The organism is Streptomyces sp. NPDC002779, assembly GCF_042888685.1.
Classification (GTDB): Bacteria; Actinomycetota; Actinomycetes; order Streptomycetales; family Streptomycetaceae; genus Streptomyces.
The window spans coordinates 83369-102646 of sequence record NZ_JBIAQC010000009.1 but is presented as its reverse complement, the minus strand read 5'-3'; the positions used below and the strand labels follow the sequence as shown (position 1 = coordinate 102646).

17 protein-coding genes are annotated in these 19278 nt (G+C 71.2%); 11 read left to right on the top strand and 6 right to left on the bottom strand.

Annotated features, from left to right (window positions below):
- Nucleotides 1-86 precede the first annotated feature (86 nt).
- From ACFYW5_RS25060 to ACFYW5_RS25035, 6 genes are all read left to right on the top strand, one after another.
- Nucleotides 87-2570, top strand: a complete 2484-nt coding sequence (locus ACFYW5_RS25060; RefSeq protein WP_389419313.1) for an alpha-L-arabinofuranosidase C-terminal domain-containing protein — start codon at nt 87-89, stop codon at nt 2568-2570.
- 126 nt (nt 2571-2696) lie between these two features.
- On the top strand, nt 2697-3725 hold the full coding sequence (argC, locus tag ACFYW5_RS25055) for an N-acetyl-gamma-glutamyl-phosphate reductase (protein ID WP_389419312.1): 1029 nt from the start codon (nt 2697-2699) through the stop codon (nt 3723-3725).
- The gene (gene argJ / locus ACFYW5_RS25050; protein ID WP_389419311.1) at nt 3722-4873 is read left to right on the top strand and encodes a bifunctional glutamate N-acetyltransferase/amino-acid acetyltransferase ArgJ; all 1152 of its coding nucleotides are present in this window, start codon (nt 3722-3724) and stop codon (nt 4871-4873) included. Before argC ends, argJ begins: the two co-directional genes overlap by 4 nt.
- Complete coding sequence (gene argB / locus ACFYW5_RS25045; protein ID WP_389419310.1) at nt 4870-5784, top strand: acetylglutamate kinase; 915 nt, start codon at nt 4870-4872, stop codon at nt 5782-5784. The genes argJ and argB overlap by 4 nt, the downstream gene beginning before the upstream one ends.
- Entirely contained in the window at nt 5781-6968 is a 1188-nt protein-coding gene (locus tag ACFYW5_RS25040; RefSeq protein WP_389419309.1) for an acetylornithine transaminase, read from the top strand. Before argB ends, ACFYW5_RS25040 begins: the two co-directional genes overlap by 4 nt.
- Before the next feature lie 19 nt (nt 6969-6987).
- Nucleotides 6988-7530 carry an arginine repressor gene (locus ACFYW5_RS25035; RefSeq protein ID WP_389419308.1) on the top strand — a complete coding sequence of 181 codons (543 nt, stop codon included), beginning with the start codon at nt 6988-6990 and terminating at the stop codon, nt 7528-7530.
- 99 nt (nt 7531-7629) lie between these two features.
- Here ACFYW5_RS25035 and ACFYW5_RS25030 read toward each other — a convergent pair whose 3' ends face one another.
- The 6 genes from ACFYW5_RS25030 to ACFYW5_RS25005 form a co-directional block, all read right to left on the bottom strand.
- Nucleotides 7630-8367, bottom strand: a complete 738-nt coding sequence (locus tag ACFYW5_RS25030; protein ID WP_389419525.1) for an FAD:protein FMN transferase — start codon at nt 8365-8367, stop codon at nt 7630-7632.
- Nucleotides 8368-8422: 55 nt separating this feature from the next.
- Nucleotides 8423-9235, bottom strand: a complete 813-nt coding sequence (locus ACFYW5_RS25025; RefSeq protein ID WP_389419307.1) for an FMN-binding protein — start codon at nt 9233-9235, stop codon at nt 8423-8425.
- Nucleotides 9236-9264: 29 nt separating this feature from the next.
- Nucleotides 9265-10647 carry a ferric reductase-like transmembrane domain-containing protein gene (locus ACFYW5_RS25020; protein ID WP_389419306.1) on the bottom strand — a complete coding sequence of 461 codons (1383 nt, stop codon included), beginning with the start codon at nt 10645-10647 and terminating at the stop codon, nt 9265-9267.
- 75 nt (nt 10648-10722) lie between these two features.
- A complete protein-coding gene (locus ACFYW5_RS25015; protein WP_389419305.1) occupies nt 10723-11418 on the bottom strand; it encodes a L,D-transpeptidase in 696 nt (231 codons plus the stop codon).
- A 3-nt stretch (nt 11419-11421) separates the two neighbouring features.
- A complete protein-coding gene (locus tag ACFYW5_RS25010) occupies nt 11422-12009 on the bottom strand; it encodes a pyridoxamine 5'-phosphate oxidase family protein (protein WP_389419304.1) in 588 nt (195 codons plus the stop codon).
- 114 nt (nt 12010-12123) lie between these two features.
- Nucleotides 12124-12930 carry a hypothetical protein gene (locus ACFYW5_RS25005; RefSeq protein WP_389419303.1) on the bottom strand — a complete coding sequence of 269 codons (807 nt, stop codon included), beginning with the start codon at nt 12928-12930 and terminating at the stop codon, nt 12124-12126.
- 182 nt (nt 12931-13112) lie between these two features.
- On the opposite strand from ACFYW5_RS25005, the gene ACFYW5_RS25000 reads away from it, so the two are divergent.
- The 5 genes from ACFYW5_RS25000 (at nt 13113) to ACFYW5_RS24980 (ending at nt 19100) form a co-directional block, all read left to right on the top strand.
- Complete coding sequence (locus tag ACFYW5_RS25000; RefSeq protein ID WP_389419302.1) at nt 13113-14306, top strand: argininosuccinate synthase; 1194 nt, start codon at nt 13113-13115, stop codon at nt 14304-14306.
- A 101-nt stretch (nt 14307-14407) separates the two neighbouring features.
- Nucleotides 14408-15838, top strand: coding sequence for an argininosuccinate lyase (gene argH, locus ACFYW5_RS24995; protein WP_389419301.1), 1431 nt, complete (start codon nt 14408-14410; stop codon nt 15836-15838).
- Between the two features lie 129 nt (nt 15839-15967).
- Nucleotides 15968-16939, top strand: coding sequence for an aldo/keto reductase (locus ACFYW5_RS24990; protein ID WP_389419300.1), 972 nt, complete (start codon nt 15968-15970; stop codon nt 16937-16939).
- Between the two features lie 89 nt (nt 16940-17028).
- Nucleotides 17029-17580 (top strand): TetR/AcrR family transcriptional regulator, encoded by a 552-nt coding sequence (locus ACFYW5_RS24985; protein ID WP_389419299.1) that lies wholly within the window; start codon nt 17029-17031, stop codon nt 17578-17580.
- Nucleotides 17577-19100 carry an MFS transporter gene (locus ACFYW5_RS24980; protein WP_389419298.1) on the top strand — a complete coding sequence of 508 codons (1524 nt, stop codon included), beginning with the start codon at nt 17577-17579 and terminating at the stop codon, nt 19098-19100. The genes ACFYW5_RS24985 and ACFYW5_RS24980 overlap by 4 nt, the downstream gene beginning before the upstream one ends.
- The last annotated feature ends 178 nt before the right edge of the window (nt 19101-19278 follow it).

The window sequence follows — 19278 nt, the reverse complement described above, 5'->3', positions numbered from 1 at the left end:
CTTGCCGTTCGACCTTCTGGTCAACGTCCGATATCCCGAACACTTTTGAGCGACCTGCATCACGACCATCGAGCCGCGGAGTATCCATGTCACGCACCCGCACCCGCTGGAGACTCGGTCTCGCCGCCACCGCCTTCCTGGTGGCGGCCACCGGACTCGTCCCGGCACCCGCGCACGCCGAGGACGTCACCGACTACACGATCACCGTCGACCCGACGGCCCGGGGCGCGGCCATCGACGACACCATGTACGGCGTCTTCTTCGAGGACATCAACCGGGCCGCCGACGGCGGTCTGTACGCCGAGCTGGTGCAGAACCGGTCCTTCGAGTACTCCACCGCCGACAACGGCTCGTACACCCCGCTCACCTCCTGGGCGGCCTCCGGCACCGCCCAGGTCCGGGACGACACCGGCCGCCTGAACGAGCGCAACCGCAACTACCTGGCCCTCGGCGCCGGTTCGTCCGTCACCAACGCCGGTTACAACACGGGCATCCGTGTCGAGCAGGGCAAGCGGTACGACTTCTCGGTGTGGGCCCGCGCCGAGGCCAGCAGCACCCTCACCGTCGGCCTGAAGGACGCCGCCGGCACGCTCGCGACCGCCCGCCAGGTGGCCGTCTCCGGCGGCTGGAAGAAGTACACCGCCACCTTCACCGCGAGCCGCACCAGCTCCCACGGCCGCCTCGCCGTCGCCTCCACCGGGGCCGCCGCGCTCGACATGGTCTCGCTCTTCCCGCGCGACACCTACAAGAGCCAGGCGAACGGCCTGCGCAAGGACCTCGCCGAGAAGATCGAGGCCCTGGACCCGTCGTTCGTCCGGTTCCCGGGCGGCTGCATCGTCAACACCGGCTCCATGCAGGACTACAGCGAGGCGTCCGGCTGGCAGCGCAAGCGCTCCTACCAGTGGAAGGACACCATCGGCCCGGTCGAGCAGCGCGCCACCAACGCCAACTTCTGGGGCTACAACCAGAGTTACGGACTCGGCTACTACGAGTACTTCCGCTTCTCCGAGGACATCGGCGCCATGCCGCTGCCCGTCGTCCCCGCCCTGGTGACCGGCTGCGGCCAGAACCGCGCCACCGACGACGAGGCGCTGCTCCAGCGGCACATCCAGGACACCCTCGACCTCATCGAGTTCGCCAACGGCCCCGCCACCAGCACCTGGGGCAAGAAGCGCGCCGAGATGGGACACCCCAGGCCCTTCGGTCTGACCCACCTCGCCGTCGGCAACGAGGAGAACCTCCCGGACGAGTTCTTCGCCCGCTTCCAGAAGTTCCGCACCGCGATCGAGGCGAAGTACCCGGACATCACGGTGATCTCCAACTCCGGCCCGGACGACACCGGTTCGACCTTCGACCGGCACTGGGACCTCAACCGCGAGGGCAAGGTCGACATGGTCGACGAGCACTACTACAACAGCCCGCAGTGGTTCCTGCAGAACAACGACCGCTACGACAGCTACGACAGGAACGGCCCCCAGGTCTTCCTCGGTGAGTACGCCTCCCAGGGCAACGCCATGAAGAACGCCCTCGCCGAGGCCGCGTTCATGACCGGCCTGGAGCGCAACGCCGACATCGTCAAACTCGCCTCGTACGCCCCGCTGCTCGCCAACGAGGACTACGTCCAGTGGCGGCCCGACCTGATCTGGTTCAACAACCACGCCTCCTGGAACTCCGCCAACTACGAGGTCCAGAAGCTGTTCATGACCAACGTCGGCGACCGCGTCGTCCCGTCCACCGCGACCGGCACCCCGGACGTCAGCGGCCCGATCTCCGGCGCCGTCGGCCTGTCGACGTGGGCGACCAGTGCGGCGTACGACGATGTGTCGGTGACGGCGGCGGACGGAACCCCGCTGCTCGGCGACGACTTCTCCGGTGACGCATCGAAGTGGACGCACCACGGCACGGGCAGCTGGGCCGTCCGGGACGGCGCCTACGTCCAGACCGACGAGGCCGCCGAGAACACCCTGGTCACGGCCGGTGACCCCGCGTGGCACGACTACGACCTGCATGTGAAGGCCACCAAGAAGTCCGGCAAGGAGGGCTTCCTGGTCGCCTTCGGCGTCAAGGACACGGGCAACTACTACTGGTGGAACCTGGGCGGCTGGAACAACACCCAGTCCGCCGTCGAGCAGGCCTCGGAGGGCGGCAAGTCGACGCTGATCTCCAAGGCCGGGTCGATCGAGACGGGCCGCGCCTACGACATCGACATCAAGGTGCGGGGCCGCCAGGTCACCCTCTACCTCGACGGCCAGGAGTGGGGCAGCTTCACCGACGACAAGCCCGCCGAGCCGTTCCGGCAGGTCGTCACCAAGGACGCGGCGACCGGTGACCTGATCGTCAAGGTCGTCAACGCCCAGTCCGCCGACGCCCGGACGACCGTCGACCTCGGTGGCGCGAAGGTCGCCTCCCGGGCCCGGGTGACCACCCTGGCGGGCGACCCGGACTCGGTGAACACGGAGACGAACACTCCGGTCACCCCGGTGACGTCCACGGTTTCCGGGATCGCCTCGACGTTCGAGTACACCTTCCCGGCGAACTCGGTCACCTTCCTGCGGATCAAGCAGAGCTAGCCGAAGATCGTCCCAGGCCCTGCCCCGCCGACGACCGCGTCGGCGGGGCAGGGCCGCGTGGAGCGGAACAGCATTGCATAAACGTGCAGCGAAACGTATAGTCATGCCATCACGGAGGAGGAATCCATGACGGTACGTGCGGCCGTGGCCGGAGCGAGCGGATACGCGGGCGGAGAGCTGCTGCGTCTGCTCCTGACGCATCCGCGGGTCGAGATCGGCGCCCTGACCGGCAACTCCAACGCGGGTCAGCGGCTCGGCGCGCTCCAGCCGCACCTGCTGCCGCTGGCCGACCGTGTCCTGGAGCCCACCACCGCCGAGGTGCTCGCCGGACACGAGGTCGTCTTCCTCGCCCTGCCGCACGGCCAGTCCGCCGCCGTCGCCGAACAGCTCGGCCCGGACACGCTCGTCGTCGACATGGGCGCTGACTTCCGGCTCACCGACCCGGCCGACTGGGAGACGTTCTACGGCTCCCCGCACGCCGGCACCTGGCCGTACGGCCTGCCCGAGCTGCCGGGCGCCCGCGCCGCGCTGGAGGGGTCCAGGCGGGTCGCGGTGCCCGGCTGCTACCCGACCGCCGTCTCCCTCGCCCTCTTCCCGGCCTACACCGCCGGACTGGCCGAGCCCGAGGCCGTGATCGTCGCCGCGTCCGGCACCTCCGGCGCGGGCAAGACCCCCAAGCCGCACCTGCTGGGCAGCGAGGTCATGGGCTCCATGACGCCGTACGGCGTCGGCGGCGGCCACCGGCACACGCCCGAGATGAGCCAGAATCTCAGCGCGGCGGCGGGGCAGAAGGTCACCGTCTCCTTCACCCCGACCCTCGCGCCCATGTCCCGCGGCATCCTCGCCACATGCAGCGCCGCCGCGAAGCCGGGGGTGAGCGACGAGGCCGTCCGCGCCGCCTACGACAAGGCCTTCGCCGACGAGCCCTTCGTCCATCTGCTCCCCGAGGGCCAGTGGCCCGCCACGGCGTCCGTCCACGGTTCCAACGCCGTTCAGGTGCAGGTCGCGTACGACGAGGCCGCCGGACGCATCATCGCGATCAGTGCCATCGACAACCTGACCAAGGGCACCGCCGGCGGTGCCGTCCAGAGCATGAACATCGCCCTGGGACTCGACGAGACCACGGGGCTGACCACGATCGGAGTTGCGCCGTGAGCGTGACGGCAGCCAAGGGATTCACGGCGGCGGGCATCGCCGCCGGGATCAAGGAGAACGGCAACCCTGACCTGGCCCTCGTGGTCAACAACGGTCCCCGCCGCGCCGCCGCGGGCGTCTTCACCGCCAACCGCGTGAAGGCCGCGCCCGTGCTGTGGTCGGAGCAGGTCCTCAAGAGCGGCGAGGTCTCCGCGGTCGTCCTCAACTCCGGCGGCGCCAACGCCTGTACGGGACCCAAGGGCTTCCAGGACACGCACGCCACCGCCGAGAAGGCGGCCGAGGTGCTCGGCCGGGGCGCGATCGAGGTCGCCGTCTGCTCGACCGGTCTCATCGGCGTGCTGCTGCCGATGGACAAGCTGCTGCCCGGCATCGAGACCGCCGCGGCGCAGCTCTCCGAGCACGGCGGCGAGAAGGCCGCCATCGCCATCAAGACCACCGACACCGTCCACAAGACGTCCGTTGTGACCAAGGACGGCTGGACCGTGGGCGGGATGGCGAAGGGGGCCGGCATGCTCGCGCCGGGCCTGGCGACCATGCTGGTCGTCCTCACCACCGACGCCGACCTCCCGAGCGACGTGCTGGACACGGCGCTTCGGGCCGCCACCCGGACGACCTTCGACCGGGTCGACTCCGACGGCTGCATGTCCACCAACGACACCGTGCTGCTGCTCGCGTCGGGGGCGGCCGAGGTCACCCCCGCCCACGAGGAGTTCGCCGAGGCCGTACGGCAGGTCTGCGACGACCTCGGGCAGCAGCTGATCCGGGACGCCGAGGGCGCCAGCAAGGACATCAAGGTCGAGGTGATCAACGCCGCGACCGAGGACGACGCCGTCGAGGTGGGCCGCTCCATCGCCCGCAACAACCTCCTCAAGTGCGCCATCCACGGCGAGGACCCCAACTGGGGCCGGGTGCTCTCCGCGATCGGCACCACGCGGGCCGCCTTCGAGCCGGACCGGCTCAACGTCGCCATCAACGGCGTCTGGCTCTGCAAGGACGGCGGCGTGGGCGAGGACCGCGACCAGGTCGACATGCGCTACCGCGAGGTGCACATCGTCGCCGACCTCGCCGCCGGCGCCGAGACCGCCACCATCTGGACCAACGACCTCACCGCCGACTACGTCCACGAGAACAGCGCGTACTCCTCATGAGCAGCGGATCGACACGCAAGCACACCGCCCTGCCCAAGGCCCAGATCCTCATCGAGGCGCTGCCCTGGCTGGTCCGCCACAACGGCAAGACCGTCGTGATCAAGTTCGGCGGCAACGCCATGATCGACGAGGACCTGAAGGCCGCGTTCGCCCAGGACGTGGTGTTCCTGCACCACGCCGGGCTCAAGCCGGTCGTCGTGCACGGCGGCGGCCCGCAGATCAGCGCCGCCCTCGACCGGCACGGCATCGTCAGCGAGTTCAAGGCGGGCCTGCGCGTCACCACCGAGGACGCCATGGACGTCGTACGGATGGTGCTGGCCGGGCAGGTGCAGCGCGAGCTGGTCAACCTGCTCAACGAACACGGGCCGCTGGCCGTGGGGTTGACCGGCGAGGACGCGCACACCATCACCGCCACCAAGCACCGGCCCGAGATCGACGGCGAGTTGGTCGACATCGGGCGGGTGGGCGAGATCACCGACATCGACACGGGCGCGATCGAGGCACTGCTGGCCGACGGCCGGATCCCGGTCGTCTCGTCGATCGCCCGTAGCCAGGACGACGGACATGTCTACAACGTCAATGCTGATACGGCGGCTGCGGCACTCGCTGCGGCACTGGGCGCCGAAACCCTCATGGTCCTCACCGACGTCGAGGGCCTCTACGAGGACTGGCCGCGCAGCGACGAGGTGATCAGCCGCCTCACCGCCGCCCAACTGGAGAAACTGCTGCCGGAGTTGAGCTCCGGCATGGTGCCGAAGATGGAGGGCTGTCTGCACGCCGTCCGCAACGGCGTGCACACCGCCCGCGTCATCGACGGCCGGGTCCAGCACTCGATCCTGCTGGAGATCTTCACGGACGAGGGCATCGGCACGATGGTCGTGCCCGACGGAACCGATCAGGGGGAGTCATGACCAACCAGGAGCTGACCGCCCGCTGGCAGGGCGCCCTCATGAACAACTACGGCACCCCCCGGCTCGCCCTCGTGCGCGGTGAGGGCGCCAGGCTGTGGGACGCGGACGGCAGGCAGTACCTCGACTTCGTCGGCGGGATCGCCACCAACGCCCTCGGCCACGCCCATCCGGCGGTCGTCGAGGCCGTGAGCCGGCAGATCGCCTCCCTCGGCCATGTCTCCAACCTGTTCATGGCCGAGCCGCCCGTCGCGCTCGCCGAGCGGCTGCTCCAGCTCTTCGGCCGGGACGGCAGGGTCTTCTTCTGCAACTCCGGCGCCGAGGCCAACGAGGCCGTGTTCAAGCTGGGCCGGCTCACCGGGCGGACCCGTATGGTCGCCACCGACGGCGGCTTCCACGGCCGCACGATGGGCGCCCTCGCGCTCACCGGCCAGCCCGCCAAGCAGGACCCCTTCCTGCCGCTGCCCGGCGACGTCACCCATGTGCCCTACGGCGACGCGCAGGCGCTGGCCGCGGCGGTCACCGAGGAGACCGCGTTCGTGATCATCGAGCCGATCCAGGGCGAGAACGGCGTGGTCGTCCCGCCCCCCGGCTACCTCAAGGCCGCGCGGGCCATCACCGCCGCGACCGGCGCGCTGCTCGTCCTGGACGAGGTGCAGACCGGCATCGGGCGGACCGGCCACTGGTTCGAGTACCAGGCCCACGAGGGCGTGCTGCCCGACGTCGTCACCCTCGCCAAGCAGCTCGGCGGCGGGCTGCCGCTCGGCGCCACCGTCGCCTTCGGGCGGGCCGCCGAACTGCTCGGGCCCGGTCACCACGGCACGACCTTCGGCGGCAACCCGGTGGCGTGCGCCGCCGGACTCGCCGTACTCGACACGATCGAGAACGAGGGGTTGCTGGAGAACGTCAAGCGGCAGAGCGAGAAGTTGCGGGACGGAATCGAGTCGCTCGGGCATCCGCTGGTCTCCCATGTCCGGGGTGCGGGGCTCCTGCTGGGTATCGTGCTCACCGAGTCGCTCGCACCGCGGGTGCAGCAGGCGGCTCAGGACGCCGGCTTCCTGGTCAACGCGCCCGCCCCCGATGTCGTACGGCTGATGCCGCCGCTGAATCTCGGCGACGACGAGGTGGACGCGTTCCTCCGGGCGCTGCCCGGCGTTCTGGACGAGGCCCAAGGGGTGGACGGATGAGCCGGAGAATGAGACGACGATGAGTCAGGCGCAGGATCACGAGCACGCGGGCGCCGGGCCTGCCGTACCGCAGACCCGGACCGCCCGCCACCGCCGGATCGTGGACATCCTCAACCGGCAGCCGGTGCGGTCGCAGAGTCAGCTGGCGAAACTGCTGGCGGACGACGGGCTGACGGTGACGCAGGCGACGCTGTCCCGGGACCTGGACGAGCTGAACGCGGTCAAGATCCGCAACACCGACGGTGACTTGATCTACGCGGTGCCCAGCGAGGGCGGTTTCCGTACCCCCCGGGCTCCGCTGGGGGGGTCGGCGAAGGAAGAGCGGATGCGGCGGCTCTCGCAGGAGCTGCTGATCTCGGCGGAGGCCTCGGCGAACCTCGTGGTCCTGCGGACCCCTCCGGGGGCGGCGCAGTTTCTGGCGTCGGCGATCGACCAGGCGGAACTGCACGACATCCTGGGGACGATCGCGGGGGACGACACGTTGCTGTTGATCAGCCGGGAGGCGATGGGGGGTCAGGCGCTGGCGGAACATCTGCTGCGGTTGGCTCAGAACGGCCACTGAGAGGGGCGGTTCGGTGCGGGGCCGGGTGCGGGTGCGTGAGGGCTGGTCGCGCGCCGCACTGCGACACAGCCCCGCGCACCTGGGTGGGTGCAGTCGCCGTCAGCCCAGGCGCGCCGCCAGGCCCCCCGTGCAGCGGACCTCGTCGCCTGCCGTGATCAGGAGGGCCTCCACGTCGGGCAGTGTCTCCAGCCAGCGCAAGCCGTCCCGGGAGCCCATCGCGAACGCCGCCGTGGCCCAGCAGTCGGCCCAGGTCACCATGGGGGCCACCACCGTCACCGCCAGCAGGTCCGTCACCGCCGAGCGGCCGGTGCGGGGGTCCACTATGTGCGCGCCCCGCTCCGCCGTACCGGAGGTCGCCACCGCCAGTTCCGCGGCGCCCGCCGCCGAGATCACCGCCGCCAGCCCGCCCGGGCGCAGCGGGTCGGACACCCCTACCCGCCACGGCCGTTGCGGACCGGGCATGCCCAACAGCTGCACGTCCCCGCCGCCGTTGACGCTCACCCCGCTCGCCCCGGCCTCCGCCAGCCGCCGGGCCGCCCGCTCGACCGCCCACCCCTTCACGATCCCGGTGGGATCGAGCCGGCCCTCGTACGAGGTGCTGAACCAGCCGTCGCTGAGCCGCTCGGCCTCCGCGCCCAGCGTCAGGACCTCACCGACCTCCGGTGCGCATTCCGCCACCGTCAGCTCCCCGCGCGCAAGCCGCGAGACCTCGCTGTCCTCCCGGTACGTGCTGAACACCTCGTCGACCCGGTGCAGCCCGGCCACCGCCTCCGTGAGCGCCGCCCGCACCGCCTCCGGATCCCCGCCACGGACGTCGAAGGAGAAGACGGTCCCCATGACCTCCTCCGCATGACGCACCGCGGCGGGAGCCTGCGCCGGATCGGTCACCGACTCAGCCACCGGCCTGGTCCAGCGCCGACTGCAGCGACTGCTGGTAGCCGTTGCTGGTGTACGTCGCGCCGGACACCGCGTCGATGTCGGCACTCCCGGCCGCCACGGCGGCGGCGTTCAGCTTCGGCACGGCACTGCCGTTGATCCGCGTGCTCTGCCCGCCGCTCGGCGCCTGCACGGCCTCCGCCGCCGTGATCTTCCCGCCGCTCACGGTGATCCGCACCTGCACGGGCCCGTACTGCGTCGTCACCGTCTCCCCGGTGACCGTACGGGCGGCGGCCTCGGCGGAACCCCCCGCTTCGGCGGAACCCCCGGCTTCGGCGGAACCCCCGGTCCCGGAGTCACCGGCCTCGGCACCACCGGCCGCCTTCTCCATCTTGTCCAGCGCCGACTGCAGCGACTGCTTGTACCCGCTGCTGGTGTACGTCGCTCCGGACACCGCGTCGATCTCCGCGCTCTGGGTCGCGAGCGCCGCCCGGTTCAGCCGGGGCACCGCGGTGTTGGTGACCTCGGTACTGCGGCCACCGCTCGGCGCCTGCACGGCCCGCACATCGGTGACCTTGCCGCCGCTCACGGTCAGCCGCACCTGCACCGGCCCGTACTGCGTCCGCACCGCGTCGCCGGTGACGGTGCCCGCCGGGTCCGCGCTGCCGCCCTGCGCGGACTCCTGGGCGGCCGCGGTCTGCTGCGGGGCCGCGCTGCCCGCCGCCGACGCCGGGTCGGACGCCGGCTTCAGCGACAGCAGCAGCACGATCCCGGACACGGTGGCGGCGCCCGCGAGCACGACACGCCGGATGGGGTGAGTCTTCCTCATCGCTCCTACAGCTCCTGAAGTCCCGTCGCTCACATCTCGAACGACTCGTGATGGATGCGGCGGGCGGGCACTCCCGCGCCGCGCAGTGCTTCGTAGACGGACTGCGCGAAGCCGGGCGGCCCGCACATGAAGACGTCGTGCTGGTCGATGTCCGGCAGCTTCTGCTGCAGCCGTTCGGCCGAGATGTCGGGGCGCTCGCCGTCCGGGCTGTTGACCGCGTACATCAGCCGCGCCCCGCGCTCCTCGGCGATGGCGGACAGCTCGTCCCACAGGGCCAGGTCCTGGGTGCTGTTGGCCCGGTACAGCAGGGTGATGTCCCCGGACGCGCCGGGCAGTGTCTCGAACAGTGCCCGCATCGGCGTGATCCCGACCCCCCCCGCCACCAGCAGCACCTTGCCCCGGCTGCGTCGCTGCGCGGTGAGTGCGCCGTACGGGCCCTCCGCCCACACCTTGGTGCCGGGCTCCAGCTCGCGCAGCCGTGCGCTGTGGTCGCCGATCGCCTTGACGGTGATGCGCAGCATGTCGGGGCGGGGTGCCGCCGACAGCGAGTAGGGGTGGGAGCTGAACCGCATGCCCGGTGCCAGGAACCGCCACCGGAAGAACTGCCCGGCCTCCGCGCCCATCCGGTGCAGCCTGCGCCCGCCGATCAGCACCGACACCACGCCCGGGGTCTCCTCGATGACCGCCTCGACGTACAGCCGGTGACGCAGGTTGAGGCGGATCGGGGTGAGGACGCGGTACCAGACCACCAGCGCGGTGACGGCGCCGTACAGGGCGTACCAGAAGGTCTTCGCGGAGGGTTCCACGGCGAACTCGTTGCCGGTGGTGATCTGGTGCCAGAAGGTCAGGTACACCGCCGCGTACGTCAGCAGGTGCACGTGGTACCAGGTGTCGTACGGGATCCGGCGGCGCACGCCCCCGATCGACAGGAACGCGATCAGGAACAGCAGCCCGGTGCCGATGGCCGCCTTGCCCATGTCCGGCAGCGTGTTGATCGAGTCGACGGTCTGCTGGACGATGTCGCCGAGCGTCCTGCCCGCCTGGAGCGCGTACGCCCACATGATGAGGAAGACGTGCGCGATGACCAGGCAGATCGTGTAGCGGCCGCTCATCGCGTGCCAGCGCGCGACCCGGTCGGAGCCGACCCGCCGTTCCAGCGCGGGCACCCGGGCCATCTGGAGCACGACCAGCGCCATCAGATAGCCGGCGAGCAGACCGGTGATCCGGCCGGCGGCGAGGATCCTGGCGGTGTTGTCCGCGAGGGACGGCGTGTTGTCCCACCACAGCCACAGCACCGCCGCCGCGCCGGCCCACAGGGCGATCACCAGCGGGACGGCCGGGGAGCGGCGCGGACGGATGCGGCGCATCGTCTGGCGGCGGGCTGCACGGCCGCCTGCGAGCGTGGTGGTCACGGTTCCTCCGGGGACGGACAAGGGGGAGTGGCGTGGTCCCTCGGCCCAGAGGTACGTGCGGGGCGGCCGGTGTGTTCAGTACCGCGTGATCGCGGTCGGTCCGCTCGTCGTTCCGATGGCGATGTGCGGCTTTCGGGCCGGATCGGCCCACCGCAGGATCCGCCGCATGTCCTCGGCGGGCACGGACACACAACCGGCGGTCGCACCCCGCCCGTGGACGTGCAGGAAGATCCCCGCCCCTCGTCCGCGCACCGGCTGCGCGTAGTTGAAGCCGATGACGAGGGCGTGCGCGTACTGGCCGGTGTAGGTGATCAGCTGCTCGGACTCGGCGGCCCGGCAGTCCGCCGGGCGGGGCTCGGTCCAACGGTTGTAGGAGCGCGAGTCGTTGTCCTGGCACCACCATGAATCCCGGTGCACCGGGCGGTACTTGTACGCCGTCCCGGCCGGCGCCGCCTTGATCCCGAAGGCGTACGGCAGGTCGTACAGCCCGGTCGGGGTGGTGCTGGTGCCCTGGCGGCGCGTGGCGCCCTCGACCAGGCCGTTCGCCCCGAAGCGGGCGGCGGCGGTACCGGCCCGCACCCAGCGGCCGTGCCGCAGGTCCCACCAGGTGACCGTGCCGGTGGTGGCGTCCGTCCGGTCGGCGACGGCGGTGATCAGCTGGGTGCCGCCGCCGGTGTCCGCCATCCGCGCCGGCAGCGGCGGGTCACCGGCGGGCGCGGCACCGAGTGCGAGCAGGGAGGCAAGGGCGAGGGCGACGACACCGGGACGCATGGCTCAGACCGTAGACGGCGGCAGCGGCAACGGCAGCCCGGGTAGGCCGTCCAGGCTGGTGGCGATGTGCTCCTTCTTGGTGAAGTAGGCGTTCAGCGACTCGTCGTCCTCGCGCGCGAACCGCTTCCGGTGCAGGTCGCGCTCGTCGTCGTACGACATGAAGGGCACCGCGTATCCGCAGGTGTCCCGGACGAGTTCGGCCGTCACCACGATGATCGCGCGCAGCCCGTGCGGGCCGGGGTCGATGTCGGGGAAGTGGGCGAGGAGTGCGGCGAAGCGCGGGTCGTCGCGGAAGACCGGCTCACCTCGGCCGTGTACCCGGACGATGTTGGGCGGGCCCTGGAAGGCGCACCACATCAGGGTGATCCGGCCGTTCTCCCGCAGGTGCGCGATGGTCTCCGCGTTGGACCCGGCGAAGTCCAGATAGGCCACGGTCCGTTCGTCCAGGACCACGAAGGAGCCCTTGAGCCCCTTGGGGGAGAGGTTGACCGTGCCGTCCTCGGAGAGGGGCGCGGTCGCGGTGAAGAAGAGGGGCTGTGCCTCGATGAAGGTGCGGAGTCTGCCGTCTATGCGCTCATAGGTCTTTCCCATGATTCATGATTATGCGGGCAAGTATTTCGTTTGTCTAAGGAATTCTTGGCTCCGCCGCCCGGTCATGGCCGCCCCGGCCGGCGTGCAACGGGGCGGCCATGGCTGCCTGTCAGCTCACTGATCGAGCGTGCAGGCGGCCAGGGCGCCGAGGCCCTGGGGCTTTTCGGCGGTGCGGCCGATGGAGATGGCGATGCGGTCGATGGCCGCCGTCCGCTTGCTGGCCAGGGGGCCGAGGATGGCGTTCTGGACGAAGTTGGGCCCGCCCTGGCCGACCGTCTCGGTGAGCCGTTTGTCGGCCTCGTCGATCTGGGTCTGGAGCAGGGCGAGGTTCCGGTCGACCTCGGCCTGGGCGGTGGCCGGGACGGCGGGGAGCTGGGAGGCGACGTCCGGGCAGCTGATGGCGCCGGTGCCGCTTCCGCCTCCCTCCTCCGGGGCGGTCGCGGGGGCAGTGGCCTCGACCTCCTCGCCCGTGTCGGCGGCCCCGTCGGCGTTCAGGGTGCAGGCGGCCAGGGCGCCGAGACCTTGGGGCTTTTCGGCGGTGCGGCCGATGGAGATGGCGATGCGGTCGATGGCCGCCGTCCGCTTGCTGGCCAGGGGGCCGAGGATGGCGTTCTGGACGAAGTTGGGCCCGCCCTGGCCGACCGTCTCGGTGAGCCGTTTGTCGGCCTCGTCGATCTGGGTCTGGAGGAGGGCGAGGTTCCGGTCGACCTCGGCCTGGGCGGTGGCCGGGATCGCGGGGAGCTGGGAGGCGACGTCCGGGCAGCTGATCGTGCCGGGGCCGGCCAGGGTACGCGCGTCGCTGCCGGGCGTCTCCCCGGCGAGCGCGGAGTTGACGATCACCGCTCCGGACAGTGCCAGCGCGGCGGCGCCGCCGATCAGCGCGACACGACGCTTGTGGTACTTCGGAAGAGCCCTGGACATGCGCAAGCCTCACTCGGGTCGGGGGTGTTCGCTCGGGAATCTCGGTACGGACGCGGCGCCTGCGTCCGCCGAGAGATACGGGAAAGCGTTTTCCCCCGTTCAAAGCCCGACCAGATTGACGAATCATGCAGGGTTCTGCATACTCATGCATATCAGTCGGGAGCGCAGGTGAGGAGAGCACCGTGACCGAGCGCGTCGTACTCGCCTACTCGGGCGGTCTGGACACCTCCGTCGCCATCGGCTGGATCGCCGAGGAGACCGGCGCCGAGGTCATCGCGGTGGCGGTGGACGTCGGCCAGGGCGGCGAGGACCTGGATGTCATCCGCAAGCGCGCCCTGGCATGCGGCGCGGTCGAGGCCGAGGTCGCGGACGCCAGGGACGAGTTCGCCGAGGAGTACTGCCTCCCGGCGATCAAGGCCAACGCCCGCTACATGGACCGCTACCCGCTGGTCTCCGCGCTCTCCCGGCCGGTGATCGTCAAGCACCTCGTCGCCGCCGCGAAGAAGCTCGGCGCCACGACCGTCGCCCACGGCTGCACCGGCAAGGGCAACGACCAGGTCCGCTTCGAGGCCGGCATCGTCGCCCTCGCCCCCGGCCTGAAGTGCCTCGCCCCGGTCCGCGACTACGCGATGACCCGGGACAAGGCCATCGCGTTCTGTGAGGCGAGGAACCTCCCGATCGCCACCTCCAAGAAGTCCCCCTACTCCATCGACCAGAACGTCTTTGGACGCGCGGTCGAAACGGGCTTCCTGGAGGACATCTGGAACGCGCCGACCGAGGACATCTACGCGTACACGCAGAACCCGGCCGTCGCCCGGGACGCCGACGAGGTGATCGTCTCCTTCGAGGAGGGCGCCCCCGTCGCGATCGACGGCCGCCCCGTCACCGTTCTCCAGGCGATCCAGCAGCTCAACGAGCGCGCCGGCGCCCAGGGCGTCGGCCGGATCGACCTGGTCGAGGACCGTCTCGTCGGCATCAAGTCCCGCGAGGTGTACGAGGCTCCGGGCGCCGTCGCCCTGATCACCGCCCACCAGGAGCTGGAGAACGTCACCGTCGAGCGCGAACTCGCCCGCTACAAGCGCCAGGTCGAACAGCGCTGGGGCGAACTCGTCTACGACGGCCAGTGGTTCTCCCCGCTCAAGCGCGCCCTGGACGGCTTCATCGAGGAGGCGAGCCGGCAGGTCACCGGTGACATCCGGATGACCCTGCACGGCGGCCGCGCGGTGGTGACCGGACGGCGCTCGCAGGCGTCGCTCTACGACTTCGACCTCGCCACCTACGACACCGGCGACACATTCGACCAGGCCGCCGCCAAGGGCTTCATCGACATCTACAGTCTGTCGTCGAAGATCGCCGCCCGGCGAGACCTGTCCTGACCGGCCCGGGCGCCGTGAGCGGCCCCGCCCCCGACGGCCGCCTCCCCGTTCACGCCACGGGGAGGCGGTGCCACATCCAGATCCTTCGAGGAGCACACCAAGTGAGCAGCAACAGCTCAGACGTCCGGCTCTGGGGCGCACGGTTCGCCGACGGGCCCGCCGAGGCCCTGGCCAGGCTGTCCGCCTCGGTCCACTTCGACTGGCGGCTCGCGCCGTACGACATCGCCGGCTCGCGGGCCCACGCGCGCGTGCTGCACAAGGCGGGACTGCTCTCCGACGACGAGCTGACGCGGATGATCGCCGGGCTCGACCAGCTGGCCGCGGACGTCGCCGACGGCACCTTCACCGGCACCATCGCCGACGAGGACGTGCACACCGCCCTGGAACGGGGTCTGCTGGAGCGCCTCGGCCCCGACCTCGGCGGCAAGCTCCGCGCGGGCCGCTCCCGGAACGACCAGGTGGCGACCCTGTTCCGGATGTACCTGCGGGACCAGGCGCGCAGCATCGCCGGTCTGATCGCCGACCTCCAGGACGCCCTGATCGGCCTGGCGGAGGCCCATCCGGACGTGGCGATGCCCGGCCGCACCCATCTCCAGCACGCCCAGCCGGTGCTCTTCGCCCACCACGTCCTCGCCCATGTGCAGGCCCTGTCCCGGGACGCCGAGCGGCTGCGCCAGTGGGACGCGCGGACGGCCGTGTCGCCGTACGGCTCGGGCGCGCTGGCCGGTTCCTCCCTGGGCCTCGACCCGGAGGCGGTCGCCGCCGACCTCGGCTTCGAGCACGGCTCGGTCGCCAACTCCATCGACGGCACGGCCTCGCGTGACTTCGTCGCGGAGTTCAGCTTCATCACCGCGATGATCGGCGTGAACCTCTCCCGGATCGCCGAGGAGATCATCATCTGGAACACGAAGGAGTTCTCCTTCGTGACCCTGCACGACGCGTTCTCCACCGGCTCGTCGATCATGCCGCAGAAGAAGAACCCGGACATCGCGGAGCTGGCGCGCGGCAAGTCGGGCCGTCTGATCGGCAACCTGACGGGCCTGATGGCGACCCTCAAGGCGCTTCCGCTCGCGTACAACCGCGACCTCCAGGAGGACAAGGAGCCGGTCTTCGACTCCTGCGACCAGCTGGACGTGCTGCTCCCCGCCTTCACCGGCATGATCGCCACGCTCACGGTCCACCGGGAGCGCATGGAGGAGCTGGCCCCGGCGGGCTTCTCCCTCGCCACCGACGTGGCCGAGTGGCTGGTCAAGCAGGGCGTCCCGTTCCGGGTCGCGCACGAGGTGGCCGGCGCCTGCGTCAAGGCCGCCGAGGCGGAGGGCAAGGAACTGGACGAGCTGACGGACGACCAGTTCGCGAAGATCTCCGAGCACCTGACCCCCGAGGTCCGCTCGGTCCTGAACGTCCCGGGCGCCCTGGCCTCCCGCAACGGCCGCGGCGGCACGGCACCGAGCGCGGTGGCGATTCAGCTGGCGGAGATCAAGGCGGACGTGGCGGCACAGCACGACTGGGCGAAGGCAAAGCAGGCCTAGGGGCGCGGGGAACTGCGCGCGCCGAGCCACGACGCGCCCGCACTCGCCGAGCCACCGCACTCCGACGCGAAGGTCATCGCGGGTTTACGTTGGTCGAAGCCGTACCGGAACGACCGAACGGAGCCCGCGATGCCCTTCGCCCGACTGGCCACCGCCACCACCCCCACCTGCCACATCGGACTGGGCCTCGCCGCCGTCGGCCGCCCCGGCTACATCAACCTCGGCCGGGACCAGGACCTCGGAGAGAACCGCAGTGTCGACGCCCTGCGCACCCGGACGCACGAACTCCTCGACGCCGCCTACGCCCAAGGCGTCCGCTACTTCGACGTGGCCCGCTCCTACGGCCGTTCGGAGGAGTTCCTCGCCGACTGGCTGAACGCCCGCCCCGACATCGACGACGTGGTCATCGGCAGCAAGTGGGGCTACACCTACACCGCGGGCTGGTCGGCCGAGGCCGAGACGCACGAGGTCAAGGACCACAGCCTCCCGACGTACGAGCGCCAGCGCGCCGAGACCGACGCCCTGCTCGGAGACCGGCTCGACCTCTACCAGATCCACTCGGTGACCCCGGACAGCCCCGCCCTCACCGACAAGGAACTGCACGCCCGGCTCGCGGAGGCCGCCGCCCAGGGCCTCAGCGTCGGTTTCTCCACCAGCGGGCCCGCCCAGGCGGACGCGATCCGGGCCGCCCTCACCGTGACGGTCGACGGCGAGCCCCTCTTCCGTACCGTGCAGTCGACGTACAACCTCCTGGAGACCTCCGCCGCCCCCGCCCTGGCCGAGGCCCGTGACGCCGGGCTCACGGTGATCGTCAAGGAGGCCATGGCCAACGGCAGGCTCGCGGAGCCCCACGCCCCGGACGTCCTGAAGGCCGTGGCCGCCGAGACCTCCCTGGGCGCCGACGCCGTCGCCCTCGCGCACGTCCTGCGCCAGCCCTGGGCCGGGGTCGTCCTCTCCGGCGCCGCGACCGCCCTGCAGCTCGCCTCCAACCTGCACGCGGCCGTCGTGGACCTCGACGAGGACCAGCTGAGCAGGCTGGCGGAGCTGGTGGAGGAACCGGGGGCGTACTGGGAGCGGCGCGGCCGGTTGCCCTGGCACTGACGGACCCAGTTGTTGACTGCGTGACGGCACCGTGAGACGCGCACGCCCACTGTGAGACAAGAATGTCTCATGTGGGTTATGGTTGTCTCATGGCTGTCGATCGTGACCACGTGCTGCGCAGCGCAGCCGCCCTGCTCACCCGGAAATCCACGTCCACCATGGACGAGGTCGCCAAGGCCGCCGGGATCAGCCGGGCCACGCTGCACCGCCTCTTCGCCGGGCGCGACGCGCTCGTCCGCGCGCTGGAGGCGCTCGGCATCGCGGAGTGCGAGGCCGCGCTGGACGCCGCCCGCCTGGAGGAGGGCAGCGCCAGTGAGGCCGTACGGCGGCTCGTGCGCGAGATGGAGCCCGCGGCCGGTCTGCTCGCCTTCCTCTACACCGAGAACCAGCTGTTCGAGGGCGACGGGCAGCACGAGGGCTGGTCCCGGCTCGACGTCCGGATCGCCGCGCTGTTCCGGCGGGGCCAGGACCGCGGTGAGTTCCGGATCGACCTCACCCCGGCCTGGCTGACCGAGGCGCTGTACGGCCTGACGGCCTCCGCCGCCTGGGCGGTCCAGGAGGGCAGGGTCGCGGCCAACGACTTCACACACATGATCACCGAGCTGCTGCTCGGCGGCGCACTACGGAGAGAGGAATCATGACCAGCACCCTGCGGCCGGCGGACCCGACCGAGGCGGTGCAGCGTCCGGGCCGGTGGCTCGCGCTGTCCGTCCTGGTGCTCGCCGTGCTGCTGGTGGCCGTCGACGCGACCGTCCTCGGTCTCGCGACCCCCTACATCAGCGAGGACCTGAATCCCTCGGGCACCCAGCTCCTGTGGATCGGTGACGTCTACTCCTTCGTCATCGCCGGTCTGCTCGTCTCCATGGGCAGCCTCGGCGACCGAATAGGCCGCAAGAAGATCCTGCTCGTGGGCGCGACGGCGTTCGGCGCGGTCTCCGTGCTCAACGCGTACGCCACCACCCCCGAGCTGATGATCCTGGCCCGCGCGCTGCTCGGCGTCGCCGGTGCCACCCTGATGCCGGCCACGCTCGCCCTGATCCGCAACCTCTTCCACGACCCGCGCGAACGCAGCCTCGCCGTGGGCATCTGGGGCGCCACCGCCTCCGCGGGTACGGCGGTCGGCCCGATCGTGGGCGGCTTCCTGCTGGAGCACTTCTGGTGGGGCTCGGTCTTCCTGATCAACCTGCCCGTGATGGCGGTCCTGGTGCTCGTCGGCATCAAGATGCTGCCGGAGTCGCGCAATCCGAACCCCGGCCCCTGGGACCTGCCCAGCGTGCTGCTGTCGCTGGTCGGCATGGTCGGCCTGGTCTACGCCGTCAAGGAGGCCGCGGCACACGGACCGGCCCTCGATTCCCTCGCCGTGGGCCTGCTGGGCGCCGCCGCGCTGTACGGCTTCGTACGCCGCCAGTTGACGCTTCCGGCGCCGCTGTTGGACATGCGGCTGTTCCGCAACCGCGGTTTCAGCGGGGCGGTCCTGGCCGACCTGCTGACCATCCTCGGCCTGTCCGGACTGGTCTTCTTCCTCTCCCAGTACCTGCAACTCGTCCAGGGCCGCGGGCCCTTCGAGGCGGGTCTCGCCGAACTCCCCGCCGCCGTGGGCGCGGTGGCGGCGGGCCTGATCGCGGGCCGGACCGCGCGCCGTTACTCCGTGCGCGCGGTGGTCTCCGGCGGCCTGGCGGCGGTGGGCCTGGCCCTGGCCGCGCTGACGGTCCTGGACCAGTCGACCGGTTACCCCCTGCTCGGCGCGGCCCTGCTGGTGGTCGGCATCGGCGCCGGCTTCTCCTTCACGGTGACGGCGGACGTCATCCTGTCCTCCGTACCGAAGGAACAGGCGGGCGCGGCCTCGGCGGTGTCGGAAACGGCGTACGAACTGGGCGCGGCCCTCGGCATCGCCGTACTGGGCTCGATCGTCACGGGCGTCTACCGGGACTTCACGGGCCCGGCGGGCACTCCCGCGGGGGCGCACGAGTCGCTGGGCGGCGCCGTGGAAGCGGCGGCGGGAATGCCGGCGGAGTCCGCGCAGAGCATGCTGGACGCGGCCCGTCAGTCCTTCGTGGACGGTCTGGCACTCGCGGCGGGCGCCGGAGCGACGGTCCTGCTGCTGGCATCGGTGGCGGCGTGGTTCATGCTCCGCCACCAGAAGCTGGACAACCGGGCGTAATGAGGAGCGGCATGGTGGGCTCGGTGGCCTTCGACCGCCGACCGGCGCATCCGCCCCGGCGACCGGAAGGTGACCCGCGCGGCGGCCCCCTCGTCGACATCGGCGCCCGACGAGGAACCCGCAGGCACGCGCCGTCTGCAGCGGCCCCCGGGACGACCCGCCGCGTCGAGCACCTGCC

Coding starts and splice junctions, on each gene's coding strand:
- ACFYW5_RS25060 (WP_389419313.1), top strand. CDS start 87: ATGTCACGCACCCGCACCCGCTGGAGACTCGGTCTCGCCGCCACCGCC.
- argC (WP_389419312.1), top strand. CDS start 2,697: ATGACGGTACGTGCGGCCGTGGCCGGAGCGAGCGGATACGCGGGCGGA.
- argB (WP_389419310.1), top strand. CDS start 4,870: ATGAGCAGCGGATCGACACGCAAGCACACCGCCCTGCCCAAGGCCCAG.
- ACFYW5_RS25040 (WP_389419309.1), top strand. CDS start 5,781: ATGACCAACCAGGAGCTGACCGCCCGCTGGCAGGGCGCCCTCATGAAC.
- ACFYW5_RS25035 (WP_389419308.1), top strand. CDS start 6,988: ATGAGTCAGGCGCAGGATCACGAGCACGCGGGCGCCGGGCCTGCCGTA.
- ACFYW5_RS25030 (WP_389419525.1), bottom strand. CDS start 8,367: ATGGGGACCGTCTTCTCCTTCGACGTCCGTGGCGGGGATCCGGAGGCG.
- ACFYW5_RS25025 (WP_389419307.1), bottom strand. CDS start 9,235: ATGAGGAAGACTCACCCCATCCGGCGTGTCGTGCTCGCGGGCGCCGCC.
- ACFYW5_RS25015 (WP_389419305.1), bottom strand. CDS start 11,418: ATGCGTCCCGGTGTCGTCGCCCTCGCCCTTGCCTCCCTGCTCGCACTC.
- ACFYW5_RS25010 (WP_389419304.1), bottom strand. CDS start 12,009: ATGGGAAAGACCTATGAGCGCATAGACGGCAGACTCCGCACCTTCATC.
- ACFYW5_RS25005 (WP_389419303.1), bottom strand. CDS start 12,930: ATGTCCAGGGCTCTTCCGAAGTACCACAAGCGTCGTGTCGCGCTGATC.
- ACFYW5_RS24990 (WP_389419300.1), top strand. CDS start 15,968: ATGCCCTTCGCCCGACTGGCCACCGCCACCACCCCCACCTGCCACATC.
- ACFYW5_RS24985 (WP_389419299.1), top strand. CDS start 17,029: ATGGCTGTCGATCGTGACCACGTGCTGCGCAGCGCAGCCGCCCTGCTC.
- ACFYW5_RS24980 (WP_389419298.1), top strand. CDS start 17,577: ATGACCAGCACCCTGCGGCCGGCGGACCCGACCGAGGCGGTGCAGCGT.